Source organism: Acinetobacter sp. LipI_23, assembly GCF_058243045.1.
In genome coordinates, this window is sequence record NZ_JBZAYJ010000001.1 from 276,824 (window position 1) to 303,499 (window position 26,676).

Genomic DNA, 26,676 nt, shown 5'->3' on the forward strand with positions numbered 1-26,676 from the left:
TGTAAAGATATGGATGGAATTTAAAAAAAGGATGCCACATGTCGCTTCAACACAGTTATCAGGCTTTAGCAGAACAAGAATGGATTGATATTCCTACAGGTTGGTTACAAGGACGCACGATCTATGGGGGACTGGTCGCAGGTTTAATGATGCAAAAAGCATTGTTGACTCTTGCCGATGACACGAAGCATTTACTCAGTTGTAGCGTGACTTTTGTTGGCCCAGTACAACAGGCCAAAGTTCGTTTAACCAGCGAGATTCTACGTCAAGGCAAGTCGGTTACCACCTTGGAAGTACGTTTATGGCAAGATGATGCAGTTCAAAGCATTTTAGTGGCAAGCTTCGGGACACAGCGTGAATCAAGTATCCATGTGCATCAAGAACCTGTAGCACCCGCGTTTCCATCGGTTGATGGTCTTACAGCAGCACCGCATCATCCGCTTGCGCCTGAGTGCTTTAAGCAGCTAGATATGGTTTGGGTGACAGGGCAGTATCCATGTACAGCCAGCCCAAAGCCTGACTTTTCTGGCTGGTATCGCTTTAATCCAGACTTACATGAAAATCGAGACATGACCGTAGCCGACCTCATGGTGTCGATGGACATTTGGCCACCAGGGGTGCTACCGATGTTTAAAAGTATGGCACCTGCCAGTTCGCTAACATGGCATTTGACCTATGTGCATCCACTGAAAAATCAGTTACACGATTGGATGAAGTACCATGTTGAAACGCAATATGCTGCGGATGGATATTCCACCGAAGCCGCCTATTTGTGGGATGATCAGAATCGTTTAATTGCAATTTCACGTCAAACAGTTACCGTGTTTGCCTAGTGACACCTTAGGTCAATTCGTATAAAGTGGGCGCTATTAACGATGGATTAAACCTCAAAAAAGTGTGCATTTTCATCGTACATGAGGGAAACAACTGGCGGTGTTTATGACTACAGGTCGCATACTGAATATTCCTAATATCTTGACCTTGGCGCGTATTGCCTTAATTCCGGTCTTTTTGTTGGTGGCCTATTGGCCCCCTGTAATGGGTATCGCTGAACAAGCGGTAAGTATGTCTCGTCATATTTTGTTGACGTCTATTTTTGTCGTTGCAGCGGTGACAGATTGGTTCGATGGTTATTTGGCGCGGACTTTAAATCAGACCTCTGCATTTGGACGTTTCTTAGACCCTGTAGCGGATAAATTGATGGTGGCAGCGGCACTGATCGTGTTGGTGCAGTGGAAACCAGAAATTTCGATGGCATTTGCGGCGATTGTAATTATTTCCCGTGAAATTACGGTGTCAGCACTGCGTGAATGGATGGCGGAATTAGGTGCACGTACCAATGTAGCCGTGTCTACGGTCGGGAAATATAAAACCGCTTTTCAAATGATTGCGATTACCGTGTTCTTACTGAATTGGCAGCCGCTTGAAATGTTGGCTTATGCATTGTTGTATACCGCGGTAATTTTGACTTTATGGTCGATGTTTATTTATCTCAAAGCGGCTTGGCCGTACTTAAAACAGCCTTAAGCATTTTTTATATTTAAAACTCCAGCAAAATTGCTGGAGTTTTTGTTTGATGATTTAGCATATATCAATGTAAAAATTTTACTTATAGCAGCATTTTGATCAGTTATTTATGCATCCAGTTCGTAGATTCTTGCTTGAAGTTTCCCATCTTTTCCAAATTCGTTTAAATGACCATCCAGATCCATCCACATTTTAGTGATGGGCTTATTATCTAAATTTGCACCGACCCAAGTAAATACACCCTTTAAATCATAAATTCCATCATTATCTTGAAGGGAAAAGTCACACATGACTGCAAAACCTGCTCGAACTAAAATCACATCATTCTGATGGTCAGCTGGTTTTGCACCACTTAACCAATCAGGGTCACCAGTGATTTTAAATTGAAGCAGTTGAACACTTGGGGATTGCTTGATAAACATGTTAGTAACTGAACTTAAAATCTCTTCAAAGGGGTTGGGAGATAAAAATTCAAGCATATGTTTGCTCTCTAATAGTTGTTCGAAATCGGTTTTCATATTTAACTCTTTATTTAATAATCCTATTCTAGTTCTAAAAATTGTGCCAGAACTAACTATGCGTTTCTTCCTCAGTATCATCTTCAAAAGTTTTGGCAATTTTTTCAATATTGAGGCTCTTGGCCATGGCATCGAAAATTTCCTTATAAACCCCATCCTGACGGTACAGCGCTTCATGTTCTCCATGTTCAGCAATCCAGCCTTCCTTCATGACATAGGTATAATCGGCATCGATAATTTGCGACAGACTATGCGAAATAATAATCACCGTTCGCCCTTGTTTGATCTCATCGAGGCTCTGTTTAATTTGCTCGCTAGCAATCGCATCGAGGCTGGCAGTTGGTTCATCGAGAAAAATAATCGGTGGATTTTTGAGGAACATCCGTGCCAGTGCAATGCGTTGTTGTTGCCCGCCTGAAAGCATCAGTGCATCGGATTGGTAAGCTGAGGGGAGCTGCAAAATTTGTTCATGAATAGAGGCTTTTGCTGCGGCAGCATAGACCTCTTCATCACTGGCATTGATTTTTCCATAGCGAATATTGTCTAAAATACTGCCTTGGAAAATGTGATTTTTCTGTAAGACGAGGCCAATGTGATCACGTAAATAGGCGGTGTCGATGTCTTGTAAATCAATTCCATCGAGCTCAATTTTTCCTGCTCCGGGCTGATAAAACTTATCCAATAAGCTAATTAAAGTGGATTTGCCTGCACCCGATAAACCGACCAACGCTGTAATTTTGTTGGGTCGAATTTCCATGTTGACTTGTTTAAGCGCATGGTGACCATTCGGATAGAAAAAATCGACATTCTTTAGGGTAAATTTACCCTGAATTGTGGGTTTGAGCGTACCACTTTGCTCGATTTCATCATCTGCTTCTAAAATCTTAAAAAAGCTTTCCGCGTAAATCATCGCATCATTCACTTCATCATAAATACGGTGCAATGAACGAATCGGGGCGGAGACATTATTGAACAGCAAAATATGAAACATGATCATGCCAATGCTCATTTGTCCATCGAGCACAAAGTACGCTGTGAGGATGATGATCAGCACAATCCCGATTTGTTCAATAAAGGTCTTTAAGCCATCAAATAAAAAGCTGAGTTGACGTGTTTGCATTTGGTTATCGGTCAGTGCTTTTTGCAATTTCAGTTGTTTGGTCGACTCAATGGATTCTCGGTTAAAGGACTTAATCACGCTAATCGACTGGATAATACTGAGAATGCCTTGGCTCTTTTTTTCACGGCCATCACGCAGGTTACGTCGCCATCCCCCCAGTTTCTTAGCTTGTTGGAAGGTCAGCCAAAAGTAAATTGGGATAATACTGGTCGCTACTAAACCGACGTAGAAGTTGGCATAGTACATCAGCCCCAGTGCCACAATGGCACTGCTAAAAAGTGGCAAAATATCGATAAAAAAGATTTGTACCAGACGGGTGAGTGAGCCAATGCCACGGTCAATTCGCGTTTGTAGCTTACCTGCTTGGTTCTGATCGGCATTAAAAAAGGCCAAACGGTAGCTGAGAAATTTTTCGATAATGCTTTGCGCCAAGTCTTGCGATACCAGAATGCGGAGCTTTTCCCCATAAAACTTTTGACCAAACTGTACCAAGGCACTGATGATTTCTTTACTGAGTAAAATCACAGTAATGGTGATCAAAATATGGAGGCCTTCGGTCAGTCCTTGGCCTTGTTCGACCAGACGGTTGATACTGTCGACGGCATATTGCAAAGTCAGAGCATTAACCTGCGCGGTGAAGGAGCCAATCAGCGTCAGGATCAAGGTCGCAATCACCAATATCCGATAGGGACGGACAAAGGGGCGAAGCTTTTGAAACAACTGCCAAAGGTTCATACATGCTTCTTTTTATTGTGAAAGTTCACATGAGTGTATGCATAAGGATGCTAGGCGATAAGCTGTGACTTTGTTTTGATTTGTGTCGCTCTGAATTCAGTTAAACTGTTTGCAGAGGAGGAAAAGTCATGACCTTAGATCTGTTTAGTCCTGAACCGCAAGCAAACTTGCTCCCATTCGATGGGCAGGTGCAGGACTTGGGCTTGATTTTAACGGCAGAGCAAAGTGCGAAATATTTGGATTATTTTTTAGCACATTTGGCATGGCAACCTGACGAAGTCGTACTGTATGGCAAACGTTATGTCACAGAACGAAAAGTGGTGTGGTATGGCGATGCCGAGTACCAATATCATTATTCGGGCAGTGCCAAGCAAGCACTGTTATGGAATCCAGCTTTGTTTCGTTTAAAACAACATATTGAGCAACTGGAGGGACATCCATTTAACTCGTGCCTAGCTAATTTATATGAAAATGGCAACCAAGCCGTGGGCTGGCATAGTGATGATGAGCCTTCACTACGTTCGCCGCAGCAAGAAAATGTGGTGATTGCCTCACTCAGTTTTGGTGCAACCCGTAAGTTTTGCTTTAAGCACAAGTTTAAACCAGAGAAAATCGAGCTGATGTTGCACAGCGGGCAATTGATCGTGATGCGTGGACAGACCCAGCGCTACTGGAAACATGCTTTGATGAAATCCAGTAAAATCACTGAGCCGCGTCTGAATTTAACCTTTCGCTATTTCTATCCAACGCTTCAACGCTAAGTATAATTAAGCTTCAATATTATGCAGCAGATGGCATTTCTGTTCGATCTGTAAGGCACTATGTCTTAATATTTCAACCATTTTTTTCAGATCCACAAATTCAAACCGGTTTTTCGAAGCCAATAAGGTCAGTGCCAACGGTGTATCTTTGGGTGAAAATTTGACTGGTACAGACAGACTGGCAAGGTTGGGGTCGAACTCGCCATTGGAAAAATAATAGCCCTGTTTCTTAATGGCTTTCATTTTCTGTAAAAATTCATCTTGGCTCGCAGCAAAATTGACCTCGGCCAGCTGAGCCGAAAATTTTTGATAATATTCAATAATTTTAGCTTTGCTGAGCTGTGAAATCACCACTTTAGGCGATGAACCCAAATACACGGGACGTGGGCAACCACGCCCATAAGAAAATAACTCAAGGTCTTTAAAGACTTCACCATATAGGTCAATACAGTGTTCTGCGTTGAGCTGGGTGAGGATACAGCAAAACTCCGTTCGCTCAACAATGTCTTGCATAAAAGGAATACTGATTTGTAAGAGTGGGTCTGTGGTTCGAGAGATATAGTCCAACACAGCAATTTGAGAGCCTAAAGTATAGTCGCCGCTGGTTCCACTTAAGCGCTGTAAAAGTCCTGCGGATACCAATTCCTTTAAGTAACGGTAACTGGTGGGCTGTGATAGCCCCAGTTCGGCACTGATGATATCGACATTGATAATCGGGCGTGACACAGAAAAGAGGTCTAAGACAGTGAGAATTTTACCGAAACTTGAAAGTGCCATAAGAACCTACTTAGTCAAAATAAAAGCCATTTGAACGACAGTTACTATATAACAAAAACCCTAGACTCGACATGGCTTTCGTTCTGAGCGCATGGCTTTCGTGGACTTTTATCAGCATTTGTAACGCAATAAAAGGGGTGAAATATGATCTTAAAAAAATGTAAATTATCATATTAAGATATTTTAATTGACAAAAATTCATATTTTTGGAAAAATTATCATTGTAAATGTCTTTTAATGAATAATGCTTTTGTTATTTGTTGAGCTATTTTCTTTCCTTTCAACATGGCGCTGTCTTTGACCATGTCTGTAAAAGACTTCATTTATTGAATTATTTTTTCATCCGTCTTCGCATGAGGTGAGGACGAAGTGATGCTGTTTGTCTGAGCAATGCTGTGTGGAAGAATTGTTTAAATGTTGTCATTCAGCGCATTTAGAGATGAATTTATGTTCCTCACCAAACAGTTACTCGCATTCCGTCCAAATAAATTGGACTGGATTTTTGCGACGAAAACCTTTTTGGCAGGCATGCTTTCACTTTATGTCGCATTTTCATTAGATTTAGCTTATCCCATTTGGGCGATTGGAACCGTCTTCGTCATCGCAAACCCATATGCGGGTATGACCTCCTCAAAAAGTCTTTATCGGGTATTGGGAACGTTGCTGGGAGCGATTGTTTCGATTGCAGTCACGCCAAATCTGATCAACACTCCAGAATTGTTCACGTTATTTTTAGCCACATGGGTCGGGTTTTGTCTATATTTTTCATTGTTGGATCGGACGCCGCGTAGCTATATTTTTATGTTGGCGGGCTATACCACGGTCATTATTTGCTACAACATTGTCTATAACATTGAAACCACTTCTATGTTTGATATGGCGATTGGTCGCTGTATTGAAATCACGGTGGGAGTACTGTGTAGTGCAGTGGTGAATGCGGTACTGTTTCCCATGCATATTGGTCCCGTAGTCAAAACCCGTGTTTCACAGACTTTTCAAGACACCCGAGCGGTTTTTGATCAGATCCTGACAGATGATGTTAAGGCCATTAATTACAGCACTACGCTTAGTCATATCACGCGGGATATTGCCGATATTCATGTGATGGCCGTGCACTTGAGCTATGAAAAATCGACCTTGCAGGGCATGACCAAACCGCTCCAAGAAATGCTGCATCAACTCAGTATGTTGGTGACAAACTTGGTGGCCATGGCCGAGCGAATTCAGCAGTTAGATCACATTGACTCACGCTACCGTCCAGCTTTAGAAAAGGCGCACGCACAGATTGTAAAATTTTTACAAAGTGATCAGGTCATTTTAGAGCAGGACTTAAACCAGCTACCTGAGCAGTTTGAGTCGAGTTTTCAAGCCGTGTTTGATAGTGCCTTGCCACAGCAGCAAGTCATGTTGGCCAGTTTAAAAATGGATGTGCGTCATTTCACCCAAAATATACGTGCTATTAAGTTGATTTGGCAGCGTATCCAACAGGGGGATGACAACTTACCCGCAATCGTGACCCCGATTAGTACAAACTATCCCAACTTACATCGAGATCATGGCGTAGCCGTGCGTGGCGGCATTTCAGCTTTTATTGTGGTGCTTGTGGCGACTGGCTTTTGGATTGTCAGTGGTTGGAAAGCGGGTTTTATGATGGCAGAGATGGCCGCTATTTGTGCCTGTATTCTGACCAGCATGGACAATCCTGTTCCTGCCTTAAAAATCTTTATCCGTGCCAGTCTATATGCGGCGATTATTGTCTTTATTTATGCTTATGGCATCTTTCCGCACATTAGTGCTTTTTGGATGTTGGCTGTGGTGCTGGCCCCTTTTTGTATGTACTGTCTGATGCTGTTTTTACATCCACCACTCACAGGTTTAGCGCTACCTTTGATAATGGGTGTGGTCATGGGCTTAAACCTGCAAAACCGTTATCACCTTGATCAAGTGATGTTTTTTGATGCATCGATTGGGACGGTGCTTGGCCCCATCATTTCTGTCTATGTGATTCACTTGGTGCGTGCGATGTCGCCGGATATTACTGCCAAGCGAATCTTGTCTTTACATTATAAAGCGATACGACAAGCGCTTTACTTGCCTTATGGGGTGGAATTTAGAGTGCATTTGCGCAGTATGTTGGATCGGATAGGCGTACTGAATACCAAGTTAGTACAGTCCGATCGCTTGAAGCAAAAAATCAATTTGGCCCTGATTGAATCCAGTGCAGTGATTGATTTAACTCGGGTGCAAGAACTGATTGAAAAAATGCCTATGCAGGCCTCTATCACGCTGCATCTACAAGAACTACAAAGCCAAATGGATGCTTATTTTCACGCTAAAGAATTAGACCATAGCGACCTACAGGTCAGACAACACATTTTGGACAAAATTCAGATCATTCAGGCCGAGCTTATACAGCTGCAAGACCTAAGCATTGCTCGGCGTTTGCAAGTTTCACTGAATAATATTCAAAGCAGTCTCTGTCATGCGACATGGGACGAAATGTCTCAAGTCCGTTTGCTGGGAGCATAACGATGGGTGAACTTAATATCTATGGTGTGTATGTGCCAGTTTTGGTCATTCAGGCGGTATTGGCCTACATCGTATTACGGTTACTCATGCGGGTGACCGATCCTTGGGTCGACAAAGGCTGGATTTTTTTACCCAGTATTTTTTATTTATGCCTCTACATTACTGTGCTTGGCGTAGTCCATTGGGGTTTTATCGTGAGCTTTGCCTAAGCGCACATCTGATTGAAATGAATGAGGTAAAAGAAATGGCATCCTTTGATTGGCGTAAACTGAGCCGTCCCATCACTTTAGTGCTGATTGCGGGTATCGCGATCGCGGTACTCGTGCATCTTTGGCATTATTATAATGCTGAACCGTGGACACGTGATGGGCGGGTTCGTGGCGATGTGATTCAAGTGTCTTCCGATGTATCAGGCTTAGTCACGGAAGTTTTAGTGCACGATAATCAAAGCGTCAAACAAGGGCAGGTGCTGTTTAAAATTGATGTGGCGCGTCAGGCGCTTGATGTGGAACAAGCCAAATCAGACTTGGCTAAAGCTAAAGCCAGTTTGGCTGCTGCCGAAGCGGAGCTATTTCAAAGCAAAGCCAATTTGACCAAATCACAAGCCAATAGTCACTTGGCCGATAAAAATGCAGAACGCTATGCCAATTTGATGGATGGTGCTATATCAAAGCAAGAACAAGATCAGATGTTTGCCGTACGAGATCAATCACATGCCGAACATGAACAAATGCAAGCGGCGATTCAGCAGGCCAAAGCCAATATTGCGCAGCAACAGGCGTTAATCGATGTAGCCACCAGTAATTTACATTTGGCTGAATTAAACTTGAACCGTTCCGAAGTCCTAGCACCAGCCGATGGCACACTGTCTAATTTTGAGATGAAAGCAGGGAATTATGTCAAAGTGGGACAAGCGGTAGCGGCGCTATTAGATCGCTCGCAGCTTTATGTGGTCGGTTATTTTGAAGAAACCAAGTTAAATAAAATATATTTGGGTGCGCCCGCTACTGTACAGTTGATGGGGGACTCAAACATATTGAAAGGACATGTGCAGGGGATTGCTTCAGGCATTGAAGATCGTGAACGAACTACAAGTACAGGTTTGTTGGCCAATGTAAATCCAACCTTTAGTTGGGTACGTTTAGCGCAGCGCGTTCCTGTGAAAATTGCACTGGATGATATTCCGAAAAATGAATTGGCCTTTGTCGCGGGGCGAACCGTAACAGTACATATTACCGAGTCACAGCACTAAATTGAGCTCTGTTCATTTCAAAAAAAAGCATCCAATGAGGATGCTTTTTTTTGAACGCTATTTGATGTGTTGAGATCCGACTCCAGTCATAAAAACCATGTCATCTGTTTTAAGAAAGGCTTACTTAAGGTGTTAGACCTTCAGGATTGCGATACCAACTTTCAATAAATAATGTTGCGGCAAGACTATCAGCAGAAACTTTTTTGCCTCGGCCTTGCGCATGGTAATGGCTCAGCTCATCACGGGCTGTACGAGTACTTAAGCGTTCATCCACCATCCATGTTTCAATATTGGTTTGATGGCGTAAACGACGTGCGAACTTACGTGCTCGAGCAGATAATTCTGACTCGCTATCATCCATATTGAGTGGTAAACCGACTAAAAATACATTGGGCTGATATTGTTTAATAATTTTATGCAGTTCATCCCAGTTGGGGATGCCATCTTTCATTGGAAATAAAGCCAAGGGCGTTGCACTTTCAATCAGCGCTTGACCGACAGCCATGCCCATTTTTTGTGTACCGAAGTCAAATGCCATAATCATTTGAGGTGTGTTTAAATCAGGCATGTCCAATCTCAGAAGACAACCATGTTCGGTCCAGCCCGAGCTTTTTATAGGCAGCATCCCAACGGTCGTTATAAGGAATATTAAAAATCAAATCCATATCAGCATCACAGACCAACCAATCACCACGAGCGAGTTCATCTTCCAATTGGTTTTTGGTCCAGCTGGCATAACCCAAAGCAATTTGATAACGACCCACACCTTCGTTATGGGCAATGGCATCTAGAATATCTTTAGAGGTAGTGATACAGATATTTTCCCCCACCGCAATGGAAGAGTGCCATGTCGGCTGGCCCGTATGTAAGACAAAGCCAGCTTCTGGACGCAAAGGCCCACCTTGGAGAACATCGTGTGGTCGTACGTGATCGGCTTCAATTTCAAGATCATTGAGCAGTTCTTTGACTGAAAGTCCTGAGGGGCGGTTGATGATGATGCCTTGAGCACCTTCCTCATCGTGTCGGGCCAAATAAATCACGGTATGGGCAAAGACTTCATCTGCCATATCGGGTGGGGCAATGAGACAGCGATGCGTCAGATATTGTTTGCTCACCTAAAGGCTTCTCCTTGAAATTAAAATGCTTCTAGTCAAATGTTGTTCTCTACCACGTTACTAGACTAATGCACTTTCTCCAAATCTTTTTTTGTGATCCAGTCTACATAAATTAGGCAGATTGAAACTTCAACTGACGTAACTGCTTGGCATGTTGTAGCGTGGTGTCATTAATTTCAACGCCGCCTGTCATGCGTGCGAGTTCATCGATACGCTCATCTTCTTCTAAGTTTAAAATGGTGCTACTGGCAGGGTCGGTCTGACGTTTTTTCACCAACAAGTGCTGGTCGGACTGTGCTGCAACTTGAGCTTGGTGGGTAATACACAGAATTTGCACATGCGAACCCAAGTCGGCCAAGAGACGACCGACAATTTCGGCTGTGCCACCGCTAATACCGACGTCAATTTCATCGAAAACTAAAACTTCAGCTTCAGTTTTTTCAGCATTCATCACTTGCATCACCAACGCGATACGTGACAACTCCCCCCCTGAGGCAACTTTGGCTAATGGTTGCGGTGGGATGCCTTTGTTGGCGGTGAACAGTAATTGGATAAAACTTAGGCCTTCACTAGAAACCTGCTCCATTGGTTCAAACTTAAACTCAAAGTGCGCTTCAGGCAGAGCCAATTGTTTGACCTGTTCGGTTAAATGTTTTGCCAATGGTGCGGCTGCATCGCGACGAATTTGGTCAAGGTACTGGGCTTTATTTAACAGGTCCTGATGCGAGACTTCAACTTGCTCAGCTAGTGTTTCTGGATCTTCTAATAAATGGAGCTGTGCCAGTTCAGATTGCCATTGTTCATGCTCTTGTTTTAAGTGTTCTGGCTGCGTGCGGTACTTACGGGCAAAACGGTGGAACATCTCAAGCTGGGTGTTCAACTCTTCCATGCGTTCTGGGTCATAACTTTGACGGTCAATAAACTGACGTAGATTGGCCGTGGCATCGTCAAGCTCACTTTGTGCATTCAGCAAAGACGTATGAATCTCGGCCAACTGTTCACTGCGTCCAGCATGTGACTCTAAGCGGCGAATAATACTGGAAATTTCTTGATTAATATTTTGTTCAGCATCATCTAAGGCCGTCACGGCATAACTACAGTCCTGCATGATATTTTCATGATGAGACAGGCGGTCGAACTCTTGTTCAATCTCTTTATAGTCGATTTGCACCACATCTTCGAGTTCTTCTAATTGTAAATTCAAAGTATCCATACGTTGTTTACGCGTGGCTTGAGCATCCAATGCGGCTTGGTGCTGACGAATGTCTTTTTGCCATGTGCTATAGGCTTCACGCACAGCTTGCGCTTCTGGGTAGAAGTTATGATAGAGGTCTAACCAGCGTCTTGGATAAGGTGGTTCTAATAGCTGTTGTTGACTGTGTTGGCTATACAGTTGTACCAGCAAACGCCCGATTTCTTTCAATTCAGCTAAGCTGCTCGGACGACCATTAATCCATGCTTTACTGCGGCCAGTGGCAAAAATAACCCGTCTTAAATGAATTTCTCCTGACTCATCATCTAACTCATGTGCCTTTAACCATGAGGCTTCAGGACTGTGCTCTTGATAGCTGAAAATAGCCGTGACATCGGCTTTGTCTGAACCGAAACGGACATAGTTGGTGTCGGTACGTTCTCCCAGACAGGCGGACAGTGCATCTAGCAATAATGATTTGCCTGCACCTGTTTCCCCAGTCAGGACATTAAAACCTTGATCGATATCAAGTGCTAAGTGATCGGCTAAAGCAAAATTAATTAAAGTTAAATGTGTCAGCATAAACGCATCCGAGCTGCGAAAAGTTTTAGTTTAAGATAGTGAAGTTTTATTCAGCCGACAAGACGGCAACGCTATTCGTTTTGTGCAAAGTCGGCTTATTTTAACGTGAATCTGAAAGTCGACCTAGCAGATTTTTTTAAATCCGACTGTTATAGCAAACTCAGCACAAACATGTGGGTATGCGATGTATACAGAAAGAGTACGACTCAGCGAACGGATCGCATTGGCAAAAAACACGCCAAAATAGGCTAGAAAGTGAGGCAATTATACGATGGTCGGACTTTAACAAAATACTGATTGAGGGGAATAAAACATCGATTGATTAGTTAATCGCACATCTTTAAACTAGCGAATCAATACGAATATAAATGCGCATTATCTGGAGTGTACGCATGTCAACTCAGTTCGACCATGTCTCTGTCATTAAAAAATCCAATGTTTATTTTGGCGGTTTATGCATCAGTCATACTGTGCAATTTGAAGATGGCACTAAAAAAACGTTAGGGGTCATTCTTCCGACAGAGCAAGCTTTGACGTTTGAAACACATGTGGCAGAGCGTATGGAAATTATTTCAGGCGAATGCCGTGTACAAATTGCAGACAGTGAAGAGAGCGAATTGTTCCGCGCGGGTCAGTCTTTTTATGTGCCTGGTAATAGTCGTTTTAAAATTGAAACCGACGAAGTGTTGGACTACGTGTGCCATTTAGAAGGCTAAGCTTTCAACCGATACTCGCCAAGTAATTTCAAGCGAAATCGGTTAAACTATCCGTCGCACAGCAATCCTGTAAAGTCAGCTTTACAGGATTTTTATTTTGGCACATCGTGTCGATGGTCATTTATTTTTTTAGAGGTCCTACATGGCTAAACCTGAATATTTCTATGGCGTTCATTCGGTGGAGTCATTGTTGGAACTTGAACCTGAACGCGTACTGACGCTTTTTACCTTAAAAGGGCGTGATGATCAGCGTTTAAAGCGTGTACTTGAGTTGGCTGAACCGTTTGGTATTAGCGTACAACAAACCGGTCGTGATCGATTAGAAAAAATGGCTGGCTTACCGTTCCATCAAGGGGTCGTGGCTGCAGTTCGACCTAATCCAGTTTTCAATGAAAAAGATTTAGAAGCCTTACTGAAACAATCTCCAAATTGTTTATTGCTGGGTTTAGACCAAGTCACCGATCCGCATAACCTCGGCGCATGTATCCGTACCGCGGCTGCAATGGGCGTTGAGGCCGTGATTGTGCCTCGTGATCGTTCTGCAAGTTTGACCCCGACCGCGCGCAAAGTCGCGGCAGGTGGTGCTGAAAAAGTTAAATTTATCCAAGTGACCAATTTGGCTCGGACTTTAGCGCAAATTAAAGATGAGTTTAATGTGCGTGTGGTCGGTACCATGTTGGATGAAAAAGCCTTGCCGCTACAACAGTTCGATTTTACTGGAACGGCTGTATGTGTGGTGATGGGTGCTGAAGATACTGGTCTGCGTCCCATTACCCAGTCTCAATGCGATCAAACGGTTTATATTCCGATGGCAGGAAATCTACAAAGTTTGAATGTCAGTGTAGCAACGGGTATGGCTTTGTATGAAGCATGCCGTCAACGTAATGTCTAAGATTTTTTAATTCCTGATTCAATGTAAGCCCAATGATGACCCCTCAAAAACAAGGCTATGTATTTATTGCCATCACCATGTGTATTTGGGGGGGATTTACCTTAACGGCGCGGCTCAGTGCCAATTGGGGTATTAGTGCGTGGGATATTACCGCCTTACGTTTTCTGTTGGCGTTTTGCATCTTAATGCCAATCTTGATCTATAAAAAAGATACCGCCTTTTTGTGGAAGAAAGAGCCTTTTATTTTGGCGATGATTGGAGGGGTGTGCTACTGCATCACCGCTTATAGCGCTTTTCATTATGTGCCTGCGGCACATGCTGCGATCTTTCTCAATGGCTGCATTCCACTTTGTACAGCTGTTGCAGCTTATCTGCTATTTCGACAACCGTTTGACCGGCATACTTGGCTCAGTCTCAGTATTATGTTGCTCGCACTGACGGCCATGAGTGGGCTGATGTATCAAGAAACAGGTATTGCTTTTAGTTTAGGTGATGGCTTGTTTTTTCTCAGTGCTGTGCTGTGGGGAACATTTACCGTTTTATTGAGACAATGGAAACTGTCGGCATGGCACTCCATGGCAGGTGTTGCGATTTGGGCTGCGATTATTTTTGTGCCGATTTATGTTTTATTCCTACCCAAAACCATAGCGCATGTGCAACCTGTGCAATTGATTGCTCAGGTGGTATTTCATGGCGTGTTCGTAGTCATCGTGGCGACCCTCACTTATGTGGAAGCCATTAAGCGTTTGGGGGCGTTTAAAACAGGCAGTATTGTGACTTTGGCGCCTTTTATTGCCGCGATTATTGCGGTTCCTTTGCTCAATGAACCTTTGAGTGTTGCGATTTTATGTGGTCTTCTGGGAATGGGGATCGGGGCCTTACAACCGTGGCGTTGGATACGGCAGGACAGTTTGAAAGCCCAACTCGCACAACAAAAAAAGCAGTCATAGTCGACTGCATTTTTTAGATTTCTGAATGGGCTAAATATTTTAAATGCAACGGTCTGAGTTGTGCGTATAAGTGTTCCAAGTGTCCATCATTTACCACAATATCATCGGCCAACGCTTGTTTTTGTTCACGAGACATTTGCGCTTTAATGATGGTTTGAATTTGCTCAATGGTTTGATGGTCGCGCTGTGAAGCGCGGAGAATCTGGATATCAATTGAAGCATCGATCAGAAGCGTATGTTGTGTCAGCTCATGCTGATTGGTTTCAAAAAGTAGTGGTGAAACCAAAATCGCATAAGGGCTGGTCGCAGCTTGTAATTGTTGCATGATGGACTGACGAATTGCAGGGTGGGTGATCTTTTCCAATTGCTTACGGGCAGACGGGTCCTGAAAAATGTGTTCACGTAAAGCACGTCGATTCAGTTCGCCATTGTCCAGTAAGGCCCACTCGCCTAAGCTGATTCGAATTTGCTGAAGTGCAGGCTGACCTACAGCAACAATTTCTCGAGCAACGACATCGGCATCGACTACTTGTATGCCTTGTTGTTCAAACCAGTGGCTTGCGGCAGATTTTCCACTGCCAATCCCGCCTGTCAGACCTAAAATAAATGACATATTATATTTTAATTGCCTAAATATATTTTCATAATTTGCTCACCCCACAAAAAGGCAATCCATCCTGCGATGGCTATATATGGGCCAAAAGCAAAAGGCTGATTTTCTTTGCGCACTTTGAGCAGAATGATGCCGATAATGGCACCTACGAAAGAGGAAAGTAGCACAATCAGCGGCAGCAGCAAAGGGCCCATCCATGCGCCTAAAGCAGCAAGTAACTTAAAGTCGCCATAACCCATACCTTCCTTACCTGTGATGAGCTTAAACAGATAGTAGACAATCCATAAGCATAAAAAGCCAATGATATAGCCCCAAATAGCCATCGTTGGTGTGGTGTAAATCGCATAACTATTGACCCCTAAACCCAGAGCTGCAAGGGTGAGGGTATAGCGATCAGGTAAAAGTTGAGTGTCAAAATCAATAAAAGTTAAGGCGATTAAAATGTAAGTGAGTACGAGACCAAACAACATTTGGATTGTTGGGCCAAAGACTGCAACCACGACCAATGCACAAATGGCGGTCAGGAGTTCAATCGCAGGGTAGCGAATACTGATCGGGTTATGGCAAGTGCCACACTTTCCTCGTAGCAGTAACCAACTAATCACAGGGACATTTTGATACCAGCGTATGGCACTTTTACATTTGGGGCAGGTCGAGGCAGGCTTGCTCAACGAGAGTTTCGTTTCATCAATAATCGGCTGTTCAGGATGAAGCAGAAGTTGGCAGTCGGTGCGCCATTCTTGTTCCATCATTTTTGGAGTGCGATAGATCACTACATTCAGGAAACTACCAATGCACAAACTAAAAACTCCAACGGCGAAATACAGCGCCATTGGAGTATTGATCAGATAGGAAATTATTTCTTGCATTAAACCACAGAACCCATTTGGAAGATTGGTAGATACATGGCAATTACTAGGCCACCTACAAGTACACCCAAGACTGCCATGATGAGAGGCTCCATCATTGCCGTTAATCCATCTACCGCATTATCGACTTCGTTTTCATAGTGAGTGGCAACTTTATCCAGCATGGCATCGAGCGCACCAGATTCTTCACCAATCGCCACCATCTGTACGGCCATTGATGGAAATTTATTGGTGGCACGCATCGCGAATTGAAGTTGTTGCCCTGTTGCGACATCTTCACGGATTTTCATCACGGCTTCTTCATAGACTACGTTATTGGTTGCACCCGCGGTAGACTCGAGGGCATCAATTAAGGGTACACCTGCCGCAAAAGTTGTAGAGAGGGTGCGGCTATAGCGCGCGATAATTGCTTTATAGACTAAATCACCAAAAATCGGGGCTTTCAGTGCAGCTTTATCCAACATGTCACGAAACTTTTTACTACGCTTTTTGGTTTCGAGTAAAGCGGTAATCACAACACCAACGACAATAATCAAAATGAACCAGTATTTCTGCATCCATTCAGACATATTTACCACCATTTTAGTGAATGCAGGTAAATCCGCACCAAAGGAGCTGAATAAATCTTGGAACACAGGGACAACTTTGACCATCAAAATAATGGTCACGATCACCGCAACCACAACCACGGTTGCTGGGTATTTCATGGCTTTTTTAATTTTTTGCTTTAACAATTCACTTTTTTCTTTATAGACCGCTACACGGTCCAGCATGGTCTCAAGCGCACCTGATTGTTCGCCTGATTCAACTAATGAACAGAATAAGTTGTCGAAATATTGCGGATATTTTTTGAGTGCTCCCGCAAAGGTATTACCGCCTTCAACTTCACCTTTAATGCCGAGGACAACTTCACGCATAGATGGGTTTTCTAGGCCTTCAGCCACAATTTCAAAACCTTGAACCAGCGGTACACCCGCTTTCATCATGGTTGCGAGCTGTCGAGTGAAAATCGTGATGTCCAGTGTGGTCACTTTTTTCTTCATTATCCCTTCAAGAATATTCTTTTTCTTTTCTCGAATACTCTTGATGGTAATCCCTTGTTTGCGCAAAGTAACTTTGGCGAGGGCGAGATTACGTGCAGGCAATTCCCCTTTAATTTTTGCCCCTTTACGATCAATCCCTTCATAATTGAAGGTTGGCATCATCTGTGCTTTTTTGACAGCCATGCATTTATCCTTATTCTTTCAATATTTCAACTATTCGCTGGTTACACGATTCACTTCTTGTAAGGAAGTGACCCCCTGCATAACCTTGAGTAAACCTGAACGACGTAAATTGTTAAATCCTAATTTTGCAGATGCTTCCGCAATCTGTAAGGCATTGCCATCTTCCATAATAATTTTTGAAATTTCTGGCGTGACTTTCATGACTTCATAAATACCAACACGTCCTTTATAACCTTCACGGCACTCAGCACACCCCACCGGTTGATAAACTTTGAAGTCTGGATCTTTGATATCTGTGGAAGTAAAGCCCATTTCGAGCAAACTTTGTTCAGGAATATCGACAGCGGCTTTGCATTGGCTGCATAAGCGGCGTGCCAAACGCTGTGCAATCACCAAATTGACCGAGGTCGCAATGTTAAAAGAGGGAACCCCCATATTGCGTAAGCGGGTCAGGGTTTCAGGTGCACTATTGGTATGGAGTGTCGACATGACCATATGACCTGTCTGTGCGGCTTTAATCGCGATTTCAGCCGTTTCAAGGTCACGAATCTCACCCACCATCACAATATCAGGATCCTGACGTAAGAAGGACTTCAGCGCAGCAGAGAAGGTGAGGCCGACTTTATTGTTCACATTGACCTGATTAATGCCTTCTAAGTTAATCTCAACAGGGTCTTCCGCAGTTGAAATATTGGTGTCTTCTTTATTTAGAATATTCAAACCTGTATATAGCGATACCGTTTTACCAGAACCTGTCGGGCCAGTAATTAACAACATGCCTTGCGGTTTGTCTAAAGCCTGCATAAATAGGTCTTTTTGATCTGGTTCATAACCTAAAGCATCAATCCCCAGCATAGCACTGGATGGATCGAGAATACGCAGAACCAGTTTTTCACCAAACAAGGTTGGAAGTGAGTTGACACGAAAGTCGATGGCTTTGCTTTTTGACAGCTTTAATTTAATCCGGCCATCTTGTGGCACGCGCTTTTCAGAGATGTCCATTTGTGACATAACTTTTAAACGTGAAGCAAGACGAGTCGCCAGTTGTAGTGGTGGGCTGGCAATATGACGCAGAACCCCATCTACACGATAACGAACACGGTAAGACTTTTCATAAGGCTCAAAGTGTAAGTCTGAGGCGCCCATACGAATCGCATCGATCAGTAATTTATTGATGTATTTGACGATCGGAGCTTCATCCCCTTGAGGTGAGTCATCTTCTTCGTCATTTGAGTTCTGATGGTCTTGCTCTAAGTCTAAATCAATATCTTCATCAGAAAATTCAAAACTATCGGCTTGTGCAAAATTTTGTTCGATTAGTTTTTCAAGCTGAGGATGTTCAACAATAATCGCTTCAATGTTCATTTTAGAATTGAAACGAATCGCGTCCATCGCATCCATGTTGGTTGGATTGCTGGTAGCGATATAGAGAATATTGCCACGACGGTATATCGGCAATACACGATGCTTGGTGATGAGTTTGTCTTCGACCAGATCCCGTAGAATTTGTACAGAATCATAGACACTTAAGTCAAAAACAGGCTCTCCAAACTCCAAAGAAATCGTCTCAGCGATCATTTGTGGGGAGAGTTTATGATTTTCAATCAGATAAGGAACGATGTCTTGCTGAGCCTTTTTTGCAGAGAGCATTGCCTGCTGCATATTTTCAGCAGTCATGCGTCCGTCTTCGACTAAGCGTCGAATGAAGCCTGTGAACTTAGGCAAACCATTTGATACTGACATTCCCCAGATCCTTAACTTCTCAATTGTTTATAATTGGTATCGTAAAATTATACTTTTGTTGCACAAAAATACCATATCTGAAAGTGTTGTCACCACCTTAATATCGATTAAAAGCATGAACTGGTCGTGATAGCAGGCGATTTTTTTACAAAAAGATGTCTTTATTTTCATTCGTATTATTTTGATTGCCGAAGAAATTCTAGAAGAAAACTATCTTTGAAAAATAAATACCGTGTAGAATGAGGCCGTTTTAATGAACTGTTTTGAATAGGGTGCTGTATGTCGGGTTCGACGATTAAGCCATGGGTTGTCGGCAATTGGAAGATGAACCCAATGCAGGCAGATGCCAAGCAATTGCTTCAAGAATTTAAACAGCTCTTGCAAGAGAATGAAATAGCAGAAGAAAAATGTAATATTGGGCTTGCACCTGTGACGCTGGCTTTGACTTCAATGCAGGCTGAATTGGCGAATGCTGCACGTTCAGTTTTTACTGTGGCGCAAGATGTTTCGCGTTTTGGCAACATGGGTGCATATACCGGTGAGGTGAGCGCAGAGCTGCTCAAAGATAGTCAAATTGAATATGTTTTAATTGGTCATTCAGAACGTCGTGAATATTTTGCTGAAAGCGCAGCAATTTTAAATGCGAAAGCTCAAAATGCCTTAAATGCGGGTTTAAACGTCATTTACTGTGTCGGTGAAAGCTTAGATCAGCGCGAATCTGGTCAGGCAGAAGTAGTCGTTTTACAACAAATTTGCGAATTAGCCAGTGTGGTAGCGGCAGAGCAGTGGCCTCATATTGTGATTGCCTATGAGCCAATTTGGGCCATTGGTACAGGAAAAACTGCTTCACCAGAAGACGCGCAAACCATGCATGCTAAAATCCGTGAAGGCCTCACGCAAATTACCAGTCATGGCGCGAACATGGCCATTTTATATGGTGGTAGTGTAAAAGCTGAAAATGCAGTAGAGTTAGCGGCCTGTCCAGATATCAATGGTGCACTCGTCGGTGGGGCATCTTTAAATGCAACGTCGTTTTATAAAATTGTCGAAGCATTTGCAAATACAAAATAATTAGGAGTTCAGCATGCAAACTTTTGTGCTGGTAGTACATATTATCTTAGCTGTGTTGATGATCGTGCTGATTTTGGTCCAGCATGGTAAAGGTGCAGATGCTGGTGCTTCGTTTGGTGGTGGCGGTGCTGCAACTGTATTTGGTGCATCAGGTTCAGGTAATTTCTTGACCCGATTGACTGCGGTCTTGACGGCCTTGTTTTTTATCACCAGTTTGTCGTTGGCTGTGTTTGCCAAAAAGCAAACCACAGATGCCTATAGCTTAAAGTCAGTGCAAACGACAAGTTCTGCACCTGCACAATCGACTGAAACTTCGCCAGCTGCACCTAAAACAAGCGAATAATTGGAATTAGTCCTTTCTTTTTTGTGGCGATGCTACTAGAATGCGTCACAGCTGCGGTGGTGGTGGAATTGGTAGACACGCTACCTTGAGGTGGTAGTGCTTTCGGGCGTGGGGGTTCAAGTCCCCCCTTCCGCACCAACTTATGAATCCAGAAGATTAAGTTGGTGTATGCAGCAAATTCTGTTGATGCGGGATGGAGCAGTCTGGTAGCTCGTCGGGCTCATAACCCGAAGGTCGTTGGTTCAAATCCAGCTCCCGCTACCAATCAATCTTATTTTAGAAGCAAACTAAAGTGAGTAACTTAAGTGATTAAGTTAAGAATGTTTTTGCGTTTTGATGCGGGATGGAGCAGTCTGGTAGCTCGTCGGGCTCATAACCCGAAGGTCGTTGGTTCAAATCCAGCTCCCGCTACCAATCTTATTTTAGATGCAAACTAAAATAAGCAGTTTAAGTGATTAAATTGAATAATTTTTGCGTTTTGTTGCGGGATGGAGCAGTCTGGTAGCTCGTCGGGCTCATAACCCGAAGGTCGTTGGTTCAAATCCAGCTCCCGCTACCAATTTGATTTAGGTGCAACTAAATCAGAGCAAGTACGAAGTATTTAGATTGAAAAATAGTTCATATTTGTATATAATTTTTGCACGTTGATGCGGGATGGAGCAGTCTGGTAGCTCGTCGGGCTCATAACCCGAAGGTCGTTGGTTCAAATCCAGCTCCCGCTACCAAGTTTCTAAAAAGAGGCTCACAACAAGGTGGGCCTTTTTGCACAGTGGATATTAATTTTCTGTGCAATAATTGGGGCGATTACGCCCTTTTTTATTGGCTATCGTGTAGTGTCGATGTGAGCCGGATACGGTGAAAGTCAAAGTGTCATGTTCCACTACTACTATAGTTTGTATTGGCTTGTAGTGGTCTGTTTCGGCCATTGAATCGCACAAAAATGACGAGAGTAAATGAAGCTATCAAATAAAACTCAAGCACTCCAAGACTTAATTGCTCCTGCAGTGCAAGCCTGTGGTGTTGATCTTTGGGGGATTGAATTCCTTCCTCAAGGAAAACGTTCTTTATTGCGCATTTATATCGACAAAGCTGTCGACGAAAATGCAGAACCCATCATCAATGAAGATGGTGAAGAAGAGCAGGGCCGTGGCATCGGTGTACAAGACTGTGTACGCGTGACCCAGCAAGTCGGCGCAATGATGGATGTCCATGATCCAATTTCAGGTGAATATGCACTTGAAGTGTCATCTCCGGGTTGGGATCGTCCATTTTTCCAACTTGAACAATTACCTGCATATATTGGTCAACAGATTGCTTTCCGTTTGATCAGTGCGGTCGATAACCGTCGTAAATTCCAAGCTAAATTGGTTGCTGTAGATCTTGAAGCTGAAATGATTCAAGTCGAAGTGGAAAAGCAACAGGTGCTTGAAATCGATAGTAATAATATTGATAAAGCCAATTTGGTCTATCAAGATTAATTCATTTAATAAATAAGAATCTGAACGAATAGGTGGCTTATGGCACGTGAAATTCTTACCGTAGTTGAAACGGTTAGTAATGAAAAAGGTGTACCTCGTGAAGCGATTTTCGAAGCCTTAGAACAAGCGCTTGTTGCTGCGACTAAAAAGAAATTTTACGAAGGAACAAACTCTGAAGAAGCTCAGCTTCGTGTAGAGATTGATCGTAAAACGGGCGAATACAGCACTTTCCGTCAATGGGAAGTGGTTGCGGATGAAGATCATGAAATGCCAGCATGTCAAGATGCGATTTCAGATGTTGATCCTGCACAATGGTCGATTGGTGATATTCGTGAGCTTGAAGTGCCTTCAATTGACTTCGGTCGTATTGCGGCGCAAATTGCAAAACAAGTGATTGTTCAAAAGATTCGCGAAGCTGAACGTGCGCTGATTGCAGATGCCTACGAGTCTAAAGTGGGTGAGTTGATCTACGGTGAAGTGAAAAAGCAAACCAAAGATGGCTTTATCATTGACTTAGGTGACAATGCTGAAGCGTATCTTGCACGTGAAGAAATGATTGCAAAAGAAATTTTGCGTCCGAAGCAACGTGTAAATGCGATTTTGTTCAATGTGAATCGTGAAGGTCGTGGTGCTCAACTACAATTGTCACGTGCCAAGCCTGAAATGCTCATCGCTTTGATGAAGAAAGAAATTCCTGAAATTTCTGAAGAAATCATTGAGATTAAAGCGGCAGCGCGTCAACCTGGTGTTCGTGCTAAAATTGCTGTGAAAACCAATGATCATCGTATTGATCCAGTGGGTGCATGTATTGGTATGCGTGGTACACGTATCCAAGCAGTTCAGCAAGAATTGAACGGTGAGCGTATTGATGTTGTTGTATGGTCTGATGATCCTGCACAGTACATTGCAAGTGCTTTAGAGCCAGCAGATGTATCGGGTATTGTGATTGATGAAGAAGAACGTACAGCGGACATTATTTTCGCAACTAGCGATCAATTAGCGCGTGCGATTGGTTCACAAGGTCAAAACGTACGTTTAGCCTCTGAACTTACAGGCTACAAACTCAACATGATGCTTGAAGATGAGTATCATGCTCGTCAGCAAAATGAAGCACAACAATACTTAGACCTATTTGTATCGCGTCTAGATATTGAAGAAGATTTGGCAATGGCATTGGTTGAAATGGGCTTTACTTCTTTAGAAGAGATTGCTTATGTTCCAGCTGAAACATTTGACGAAATCGAGCTAGATGCTGAAGTTGTTGAATTACTTCAAAGTCGTGCCAAAGAAGTTACATTGGCTGATGCATTACAGCAGCAAGAAAACATCCAAGATCCAAGCGCGGAACTCGTTGCAATGGAAGGGATGACGCAAGAGATTGCTTATGCACTTGCAGCACGTGGTGTCATCACAATTGATGACTTGGCTGACCAAGCGACTGACGATATTGCTGATATTGAAAGTCTAGGTACAGAGAAAGCAGGTCAACTTATTATGAAAGCGCGCGAATCATGGTTTAACTAGGAGATCTACATGACGGATAAGACGATACAAGAGTTAGCTCTCAGTGTGAACCGCCCTGTTGAGAAGGTCCTAGAGCAGGTTCGTGATGCTGGTTTACCACAGCGTAAATCGGACGATATAATCTCTACTGAACAACAAGATGCCCTCGTGCACCATTTGAAGAAAATTCATGGTCAAAACGATGGTCAGGCAGGAAAAATCACGTTGAAACGTAAAACGACCAGTACCGCTAAAGTAGCGAGTACTTCAGGTAAGGCAAAAACGATTAATGTAGAAGTTCGCAAGAAACATACATTTACCAAGCCAGATCCAGAACAAATTAAAGCGGAAGCTTTGGCAAAAGCGCAAGCTGAGCAACAAGCTCGTGCGAACGTTCAAGCTATGGTTGAACCTAAAGCTGAAACTCCAGCAGTAAATAAAGCAGCTGCAAACTTTGAAGCAATGCGTGCTGCTGCAAAGCAAGAAACGACGAAGCAAGAAGTTGCGAAAGCTGCGGTAGTTGTGAAGCGTAAATCAAACAATAAGCCTGTGGTTAAAGCACAAGTTAAAGTTGTTGAAACACCTGAACAGAAAAAAGCACGTGAAGCTCAAGCCGCTCAATTAAAAGCGACCGAAGAAGCAGCACGTCGTAAGGCAGCTGAAGAAGCGCAGCAACGTACACTTGAACAAATGCGTCAAATGGCATCTAAGTATTCTAACGAAGATGCAACTGCGACCATTCGTGTTGTGGATGATTCTCCACTTGCTGCGGGTCTAGTTGGCCAAGCATATGAAGATTCATTTGCGAAAGAAGACCGTGACATCAAACGTGGTACCAATACACCAAGTACACGTGCACCGAAAAAAGGTGGTCGTCGTGGTCAGGAAGAGCAAAGTTTCAGCAAGCAACCTAAACGTGGTCTGAAAACAAGTCAGGCTGGTAAACATGGTTTTGAAAAACCAGTTAAGAAACAAGTTTATGATGTTGAAATTGGCGAAACTATTGTTGTTGCAGATCTTGCAGCAAAAATGGCGATTAAAGTACGTGAAGTAATTAAATCACTCATGAAAATGGGTGAGCTGGTTACTCAGAACCAAGCGATTGAGCAAGAAATTGCTGCATTGATCGTAGAAGAAATGGGTCATAACCCTGTTCTTGTATCGGATACGCAAGCTGAAGATAACTTACTTGAAGCAGCTGAAGGCGCGCGTGGTGCTCAATCTACACGTGCACCAGTGGTGACCATCATGGGGCACGTTGACCATGGTAAAACATCGCTTCTTGATCGTATTCGTCGTGCGAAAGTTGCAGCTGGTGAAGCGGGTGGTATCACACAGCATATCGGTGCGTACCACGTTACAACTAACAAAGGTATGATCACTTTCCTTGATACCCCTGGACATGCTGCATTTACTGCAATGCGTTCACGTGGTGCGAAAGCGACTGATATCGTGGTTCTTGTTGTAGCAGCAGATGATGGTGTTATGCCACAAACTGCGGAAGCAATTGATCATGCACGTGCAGCTGGTACACCAATTATTGTTGCAATCAACAAAATGGATAAAGAATCGGCTGATCCAGATCGCGTATTGAACGAATTGACAGTAAAAGAAATCGTGCCAGAACAATGGGGCGGTGATGTACCTGTTGCAATGGTTTCAGCACATTCTGGTCAAGGTATCGATGAGCTTCTAGATTTGATTTCAATCCAAGCTGAATTGCTTGAATTGAAAGCATCTGAAGAGGGTGCTGCACAAGGTGTCGTGATTGAAGCACGTGTAGACAACAGCCGTGGTGCGGTAACGTCTATCCTTGTTCAAAACGGTACATTGAAAGTAGGTGACCTGGTTCTTGCGGGTGCATCTTACGGTCGCGTTCGTGCAATGACAGATGAAAACGGTAAACGTATTCAATCTGCAGGTCCTTCGATTCCAGTTGAAATTTTAGGTCTACCTGAAGCGCCAATGGCGGGTGATGAAGTTCTTGTTGTAAGCGATGAGAAGAAAGCACGTGAAGTTGCTGATGCGCGTATGGATCGTGAACGTCAAAAACGTCTTGAGCGTCAAAGTGCAATGCGTCTTGAAAATATCATGGCATCTATGGGCAAGAAAGATGTGCCTATCGTCAATGTGGTATTGAAAACTGATGTACGTGGTACATTGGAAGCATTACATGTTGCTCTTGCTGACCTTGCAACAGACGAAGTTAAAGTTCGTATCATTGGCTCAGGTGTTGGTGCGATCACTGAATCTGACGTGACACTAGCTGAATCTTCTGAAGCAGTTCTTCTTGGCTTTAACGTACGTGCGGATAACGCAGCGCGTCAAAAAGCGGATGCTGACGGCATCGATATTCGTTACTACTCAATCATCTATCAATTGATTGATGATGTGAAAGCAGCGATGAGCGGTAAGCTTGCTCCAGAACACCGTGAAACAATTCTGGGTGTGGCTGAAGTACGTGAAGTGTTCCACTCAAGTAAGTTTGGTGCAGCAGCAGGCTGTATGGTACTTGAGGGTATGTTACATCGCAATAAACCAATTCGTATCCTTCGTGATGACGTGGTTGTGTTCCAAGGTGAGCTTGAGTCACTTCGTCGCTATAAAGAAGTGGTTGAAGAAGTTCGTGCAGGTATGGAATGTGGTCTTGCGGTTAAAGGTTATAAAGACATCAAAGAAAAAGACAAGATCGAAGTCTATGATGTTCAATTGATCAAACGGAGTCTTTAATGGCGGGTAGTCAACGTCTTAAGCGCATGGCGGATACAGTACAACGTGAGTTGTCTGAACTGATTCGTCAAGAGTTGAAAGATCCACGCTTAGGTGGTCTCGTGACCATCTCTGCGGTGAAGGTTAGTCCAGACTTAGGTTATGCTGAAGTATATGTGACTGTGATGGGCCGTGAGCTTGGCGATGAGCAAAGTGAAGCAGCCAATAAAGAAACGCTAGATGTGCTGAACAAAGCATCTGGTTTCTTGCGTCACGAACTCGGCCGTCGTATTAAGACACGTATTACACCGCGTTTGCGTTTCCATTACGATAAAACCAATGCATATGGTAACTATATGTTTGGCCTGATTGCTGAAGCAGTGAAGGATTTACCCGCTGACGAAGCAAACAAAGATGATGAATAATTCAGTCTAACTGAATCAAAAAGCCACCTT

25 protein-coding genes and 5 tRNA genes are annotated in these 26,676 nt (G+C 43.4%); 20 read left to right on the top strand and 10 right to left on the bottom strand.

All coding sequences use genetic code 11. The annotated features are described in order from the left end of the window. The first annotated feature begins 38 nt into the window (after positions 1–38). Both AC4CVD_RS01385 and pgsA read left to right on the top strand, forming a co-directional pair. Positions 39–833: a thioesterase family protein gene (locus tag AC4CVD_RS01385; RefSeq protein ID WP_490751796.1), complete on the top strand. Its 795-nt coding sequence runs from the start codon at positions 39–41 to the stop codon at positions 831–833. 106 nt (positions 834–939) lie between these two features. Further along, the gene (gene pgsA, locus AC4CVD_RS01390) at positions 940–1,527 is read left to right on the top strand and encodes a CDP-diacylglycerol--glycerol-3-phosphate 3-phosphatidyltransferase (RefSeq protein ID WP_004692729.1); all 588 of its coding nucleotides are present in this window, start codon (positions 940–942) and stop codon (positions 1,525–1,527) included. Positions 1,528–1,634: 107 nt separating this feature from the next. Here the strand turns inward: pgsA and AC4CVD_RS01395 are convergent, their stop codons facing one another. Both AC4CVD_RS01395 and AC4CVD_RS01400 read right to left on the bottom strand, forming a co-directional pair. Beyond that, on the bottom strand, positions 1,635–2,045 hold the full coding sequence (locus AC4CVD_RS01395) for a hypothetical protein (protein WP_078425757.1): 411 nt from the start codon (positions 2,043–2,045) through the stop codon (positions 1,635–1,637). Positions 2,046–2,097: 52 nt separating this feature from the next. After that, positions 2,098–3,900: an ABC transporter ATP-binding protein gene (locus tag AC4CVD_RS01400; RefSeq protein WP_490751798.1), complete on the bottom strand. Its 1,803-nt coding sequence runs from the start codon at positions 3,898–3,900 to the stop codon at positions 2,098–2,100. A gap of 128 nt (positions 3,901–4,028) precedes the next feature. Here AC4CVD_RS01400 and AC4CVD_RS01405 point away from each other — a divergent pair, with 128 nt between their 5' ends. Then, entirely contained in the window at positions 4,029–4,661 is a 633-nt protein-coding gene (locus tag AC4CVD_RS01405) for an alpha-ketoglutarate-dependent dioxygenase AlkB family protein (protein WP_490751800.1), read from the top strand. A 6-nt stretch (positions 4,662–4,667) separates the two neighbouring features. On the opposite strand, the gene AC4CVD_RS01410 is transcribed toward AC4CVD_RS01405, so the two are convergent. Further along, a complete protein-coding gene (locus AC4CVD_RS01410) occupies positions 4,668–5,438 on the bottom strand; it encodes an IclR family transcriptional regulator (RefSeq protein WP_004692725.1) in 771 nt (256 codons plus the stop codon). A gap of 447 nt (positions 5,439–5,885) precedes the next feature. On the opposite strand from AC4CVD_RS01410, the gene AC4CVD_RS01415 reads away from it, so the two are divergent. Genes AC4CVD_RS01415 through AC4CVD_RS01425 form a run of 3 tightly spaced genes read left to right on the top strand, consistent with a single transcriptional unit; the run spans position 5,886 to position 9,219 of the window. After that, positions 5,886–7,967 (top strand): FUSC family protein, encoded by a 2,082-nt coding sequence (locus AC4CVD_RS01415; protein WP_490753486.1) that lies wholly within the window; start codon positions 5,886–5,888, stop codon positions 7,965–7,967. A gap of 2 nt (positions 7,968–7,969) precedes the next feature. After that, on the top strand, positions 7,970–8,176 hold the full coding sequence (locus tag AC4CVD_RS01420) for a DUF1656 domain-containing protein (RefSeq protein ID WP_004692723.1): 207 nt from the start codon (positions 7,970–7,972) through the stop codon (positions 8,174–8,176). Positions 8,177–8,211: 35 nt separating this feature from the next. Beyond that, on the top strand, positions 8,212–9,219 hold the full coding sequence (locus tag AC4CVD_RS01425; RefSeq protein WP_010325761.1) for an HlyD family secretion protein: 1,008 nt from the start codon (positions 8,212–8,214) through the stop codon (positions 9,217–9,219). Between the two features lie 124 nt (positions 9,220–9,343). Here AC4CVD_RS01425 and ruvX read toward each other — a convergent pair whose 3' ends face one another. The 3 genes from ruvX to recN all read right to left on the bottom strand — a co-directional run bounded on the left by ruvX (position 9,344) and on the right by recN (position 12,108). Continuing rightward, positions 9,344–9,787: a Holliday junction resolvase RuvX gene (ruvX, locus tag AC4CVD_RS01430; RefSeq protein ID WP_078425752.1), complete on the bottom strand. Its 444-nt coding sequence runs from the start codon at positions 9,785–9,787 to the stop codon at positions 9,344–9,346. After that, positions 9,780–10,334 carry a YqgE/AlgH family protein gene (locus AC4CVD_RS01435; protein ID WP_058868789.1) on the bottom strand — a complete coding sequence of 185 codons (555 nt, stop codon included), beginning with the start codon at positions 10,332–10,334 and terminating at the stop codon, positions 9,780–9,782. The genes ruvX and AC4CVD_RS01435 overlap by 8 nt, the downstream gene beginning before the upstream one ends. Before the next feature lie 112 nt (positions 10,335–10,446). Continuing rightward, complete coding sequence (gene recN, locus AC4CVD_RS01440) at positions 10,447–12,108, bottom strand: DNA repair protein RecN (RefSeq protein ID WP_490751803.1); 1,662 nt, start codon at positions 12,106–12,108, stop codon at positions 10,447–10,449. A 392-nt stretch (positions 12,109–12,500) separates the two neighbouring features. Here recN and ppnP point away from each other — a divergent pair, with 392 nt between their 5' ends. The 3 genes from ppnP (at position 12,501) to AC4CVD_RS01455 (ending at position 14,666) form a co-directional block, all read left to right on the top strand. After that, positions 12,501–12,824, top strand: a complete 324-nt coding sequence (gene ppnP, locus AC4CVD_RS01445; RefSeq protein ID WP_004692718.1) for a pyrimidine/purine nucleoside phosphorylase — start codon at positions 12,501–12,503, stop codon at positions 12,822–12,824. A 142-nt stretch (positions 12,825–12,966) separates the two neighbouring features. Beyond that, positions 12,967–13,716, top strand: a complete 750-nt coding sequence (gene rlmB / locus AC4CVD_RS01450; RefSeq protein ID WP_004692717.1) for a 23S rRNA (guanosine(2251)-2'-O)-methyltransferase RlmB — start codon at positions 12,967–12,969, stop codon at positions 13,714–13,716. Positions 13,717–13,748: 32 nt separating this feature from the next. Beyond that, entirely contained in the window at positions 13,749–14,666 is a 918-nt protein-coding gene (locus AC4CVD_RS01455) for a DMT family transporter (RefSeq protein WP_490751806.1), read from the top strand. Positions 14,667–14,679: 13 nt separating this feature from the next. Here AC4CVD_RS01455 and coaE read toward each other — a convergent pair whose 3' ends face one another. From coaE to pilB, 4 genes are read right to left on the bottom strand one after another with little or no spacing between them, the layout of a single operon-like run. Further along, complete coding sequence (gene coaE, locus AC4CVD_RS01460; protein ID WP_490751808.1) at positions 14,680–15,279, bottom strand: dephospho-CoA kinase; 600 nt, start codon at positions 15,277–15,279, stop codon at positions 14,680–14,682. 8 nt (positions 15,280–15,287) lie between these two features. After that, entirely contained in the window at positions 15,288–16,148 is an 861-nt protein-coding gene (locus AC4CVD_RS01465) for a prepilin peptidase (protein ID WP_279677138.1), read from the bottom strand. After that, positions 16,148–17,374 (bottom strand): type II secretion system F family protein, encoded by a 1,227-nt coding sequence (locus AC4CVD_RS01470; RefSeq protein WP_004692713.1) that lies wholly within the window; start codon positions 17,372–17,374, stop codon positions 16,148–16,150. The genes AC4CVD_RS01465 and AC4CVD_RS01470 overlap by 1 nt, the downstream gene beginning before the upstream one ends. A gap of 30 nt (positions 17,375–17,404) precedes the next feature. Further along, a complete protein-coding gene (pilB, locus tag AC4CVD_RS01475; RefSeq protein WP_087011197.1) occupies positions 17,405–19,117 on the bottom strand; it encodes a type IV-A pilus assembly ATPase PilB in 1,713 nt (570 codons plus the stop codon). 279 nt (positions 19,118–19,396) lie between these two features. Here pilB and tpiA point away from each other — a divergent pair, with 279 nt between their 5' ends. The 11 genes from tpiA to AC4CVD_RS01530 all read left to right on the top strand — a co-directional run bounded on the left by tpiA (position 19,397) and on the right by AC4CVD_RS01530 (position 26,646). Then, positions 19,397–20,188, top strand: coding sequence for a triose-phosphate isomerase (gene tpiA / locus AC4CVD_RS01480; protein ID WP_490751811.1), 792 nt, complete (start codon positions 19,397–19,399; stop codon positions 20,186–20,188). Positions 20,189–20,201: 13 nt separating this feature from the next. Continuing rightward, entirely contained in the window at positions 20,202–20,531 is a 330-nt protein-coding gene (secG, locus tag AC4CVD_RS01485) for a preprotein translocase subunit SecG (protein WP_004692710.1), read from the top strand. 53 nt (positions 20,532–20,584) lie between these two features. After that, positions 20,585–20,669, top strand: a tRNA-Leu gene (locus tag AC4CVD_RS01490). Between the two features lie 49 nt (positions 20,670–20,718). After that, positions 20,719–20,795: transfer RNA gene (locus AC4CVD_RS01495), tRNA-Met, on the top strand. 73 nt (positions 20,796–20,868) lie between these two features. Next, positions 20,869–20,945: transfer RNA gene (locus AC4CVD_RS01500), tRNA-Met, on the top strand. 68 nt (positions 20,946–21,013) lie between these two features. Next, positions 21,014–21,090: transfer RNA gene (locus AC4CVD_RS01505), tRNA-Met, on the top strand. 89 nt (positions 21,091–21,179) lie between these two features. Further along, positions 21,180–21,256, top strand: a tRNA-Met gene (locus AC4CVD_RS01510). A 228-nt stretch (positions 21,257–21,484) separates the two neighbouring features. Then, positions 21,485–22,009, top strand: coding sequence for a ribosome maturation factor RimP (gene rimP, locus AC4CVD_RS01515; RefSeq protein WP_004692708.1), 525 nt, complete (start codon positions 21,485–21,487; stop codon positions 22,007–22,009). 39 nt (positions 22,010–22,048) lie between these two features. Further along, on the top strand, positions 22,049–23,533 hold the full coding sequence (gene nusA, locus AC4CVD_RS01520; RefSeq protein WP_078425744.1) for a transcription termination factor NusA: 1,485 nt from the start codon (positions 22,049–22,051) through the stop codon (positions 23,531–23,533). A gap of 9 nt (positions 23,534–23,542) precedes the next feature. Then, the gene (infB, locus tag AC4CVD_RS01525) at positions 23,543–26,242 is read left to right on the top strand and encodes a translation initiation factor IF-2 (RefSeq protein WP_078425743.1); all 2,700 of its coding nucleotides are present in this window, start codon (positions 23,543–23,545) and stop codon (positions 26,240–26,242) included. Then, entirely contained in the window at positions 26,242–26,646 is a 405-nt protein-coding gene (locus AC4CVD_RS01530) for a ribosome-binding factor A (protein WP_004978763.1), read from the top strand. The genes infB and AC4CVD_RS01530 overlap by 1 nt, the downstream gene beginning before the upstream one ends. Positions 26,647–26,676 lie beyond the last annotated feature (30 nt).

Bases quoted from the DNA above. Each gene is read 5' to 3' on its own strand.
- AC4CVD_RS01385 (WP_490751796.1), top strand. From the start codon at position 39: ATGTCGCTTCAACACAGTTATCAGGCTTTAGCAGAACAAGAATGGATT.
- pgsA (WP_004692729.1), top strand. From the start codon at position 940: ATGACTACAGGTCGCATACTGAATATTCCTAATATCTTGACCTTGGCG.
- AC4CVD_RS01395 (WP_078425757.1), bottom strand. From the start codon at position 2,045: ATGAAAACCGATTTCGAACAACTATTAGAGAGCAAACATATGCTTGAA.
- AC4CVD_RS01400 (WP_490751798.1), bottom strand. From the start codon at position 3,900: ATGAACCTTTGGCAGTTGTTTCAAAAGCTTCGCCCCTTTGTCCGTCCC.
- AC4CVD_RS01405 (WP_490751800.1), top strand. From the start codon at position 4,029: ATGACCTTAGATCTGTTTAGTCCTGAACCGCAAGCAAACTTGCTCCCA.
- AC4CVD_RS01410 (WP_004692725.1), bottom strand. From the start codon at position 5,438: ATGGCACTTTCAAGTTTCGGTAAAATTCTCACTGTCTTAGACCTCTTT.
- AC4CVD_RS01415 (WP_490753486.1), top strand. From the start codon at position 5,886: ATGTTCCTCACCAAACAGTTACTCGCATTCCGTCCAAATAAATTGGAC.
- AC4CVD_RS01420 (WP_004692723.1), top strand. From the start codon at position 7,970: ATGGGTGAACTTAATATCTATGGTGTGTATGTGCCAGTTTTGGTCATT.
- AC4CVD_RS01425 (WP_010325761.1), top strand. From the start codon at position 8,212: ATGGCATCCTTTGATTGGCGTAAACTGAGCCGTCCCATCACTTTAGTG.
- ruvX (WP_078425752.1), bottom strand. From the start codon at position 9,787: ATGCCTGATTTAAACACACCTCAAATGATTATGGCATTTGACTTCGGT.
- recN (WP_490751803.1), bottom strand. From the start codon at position 12,108: ATGCTGACACATTTAACTTTAATTAATTTTGCTTTAGCCGATCACTTA.
- ppnP (WP_004692718.1), top strand. From the start codon at position 12,501: ATGTCAACTCAGTTCGACCATGTCTCTGTCATTAAAAAATCCAATGTT.
- rlmB (WP_004692717.1), top strand. From the start codon at position 12,967: ATGGCTAAACCTGAATATTTCTATGGCGTTCATTCGGTGGAGTCATTG.
- AC4CVD_RS01455 (WP_490751806.1), top strand. From the start codon at position 13,749: ATGATGACCCCTCAAAAACAAGGCTATGTATTTATTGCCATCACCATG.
- coaE (WP_490751808.1), bottom strand. From the start codon at position 15,279: ATGTCATTTATTTTAGGTCTGACAGGCGGGATTGGCAGTGGAAAATCT.
- AC4CVD_RS01465 (WP_279677138.1), bottom strand. From the start codon at position 16,148: ATGCAAGAAATAATTTCCTATCTGATCAATACTCCAATGGCGCTGTAT.
- AC4CVD_RS01470 (WP_004692713.1), bottom strand. From the start codon at position 17,374: ATGGCTGTCAAAAAAGCACAGATGATGCCAACCTTCAATTATGAAGGG.
- pilB (WP_087011197.1), bottom strand. From the start codon at position 19,117: ATGTCAGTATCAAATGGTTTGCCTAAGTTCACAGGCTTCATTCGACGC.
- tpiA (WP_490751811.1), top strand. From the start codon at position 19,397: ATGTCGGGTTCGACGATTAAGCCATGGGTTGTCGGCAATTGGAAGATG.
- secG (WP_004692710.1), top strand. From the start codon at position 20,202: ATGCAAACTTTTGTGCTGGTAGTACATATTATCTTAGCTGTGTTGATG.
- rimP (WP_004692708.1), top strand. From the start codon at position 21,485: ATGAAGCTATCAAATAAAACTCAAGCACTCCAAGACTTAATTGCTCCT.
- nusA (WP_078425744.1), top strand. From the start codon at position 22,049: ATGGCACGTGAAATTCTTACCGTAGTTGAAACGGTTAGTAATGAAAAA.
- infB (WP_078425743.1), top strand. From the start codon at position 23,543: ATGACGGATAAGACGATACAAGAGTTAGCTCTCAGTGTGAACCGCCCT.
- AC4CVD_RS01530 (WP_004978763.1), top strand. From the start codon at position 26,242: ATGGCGGGTAGTCAACGTCTTAAGCGCATGGCGGATACAGTACAACGT.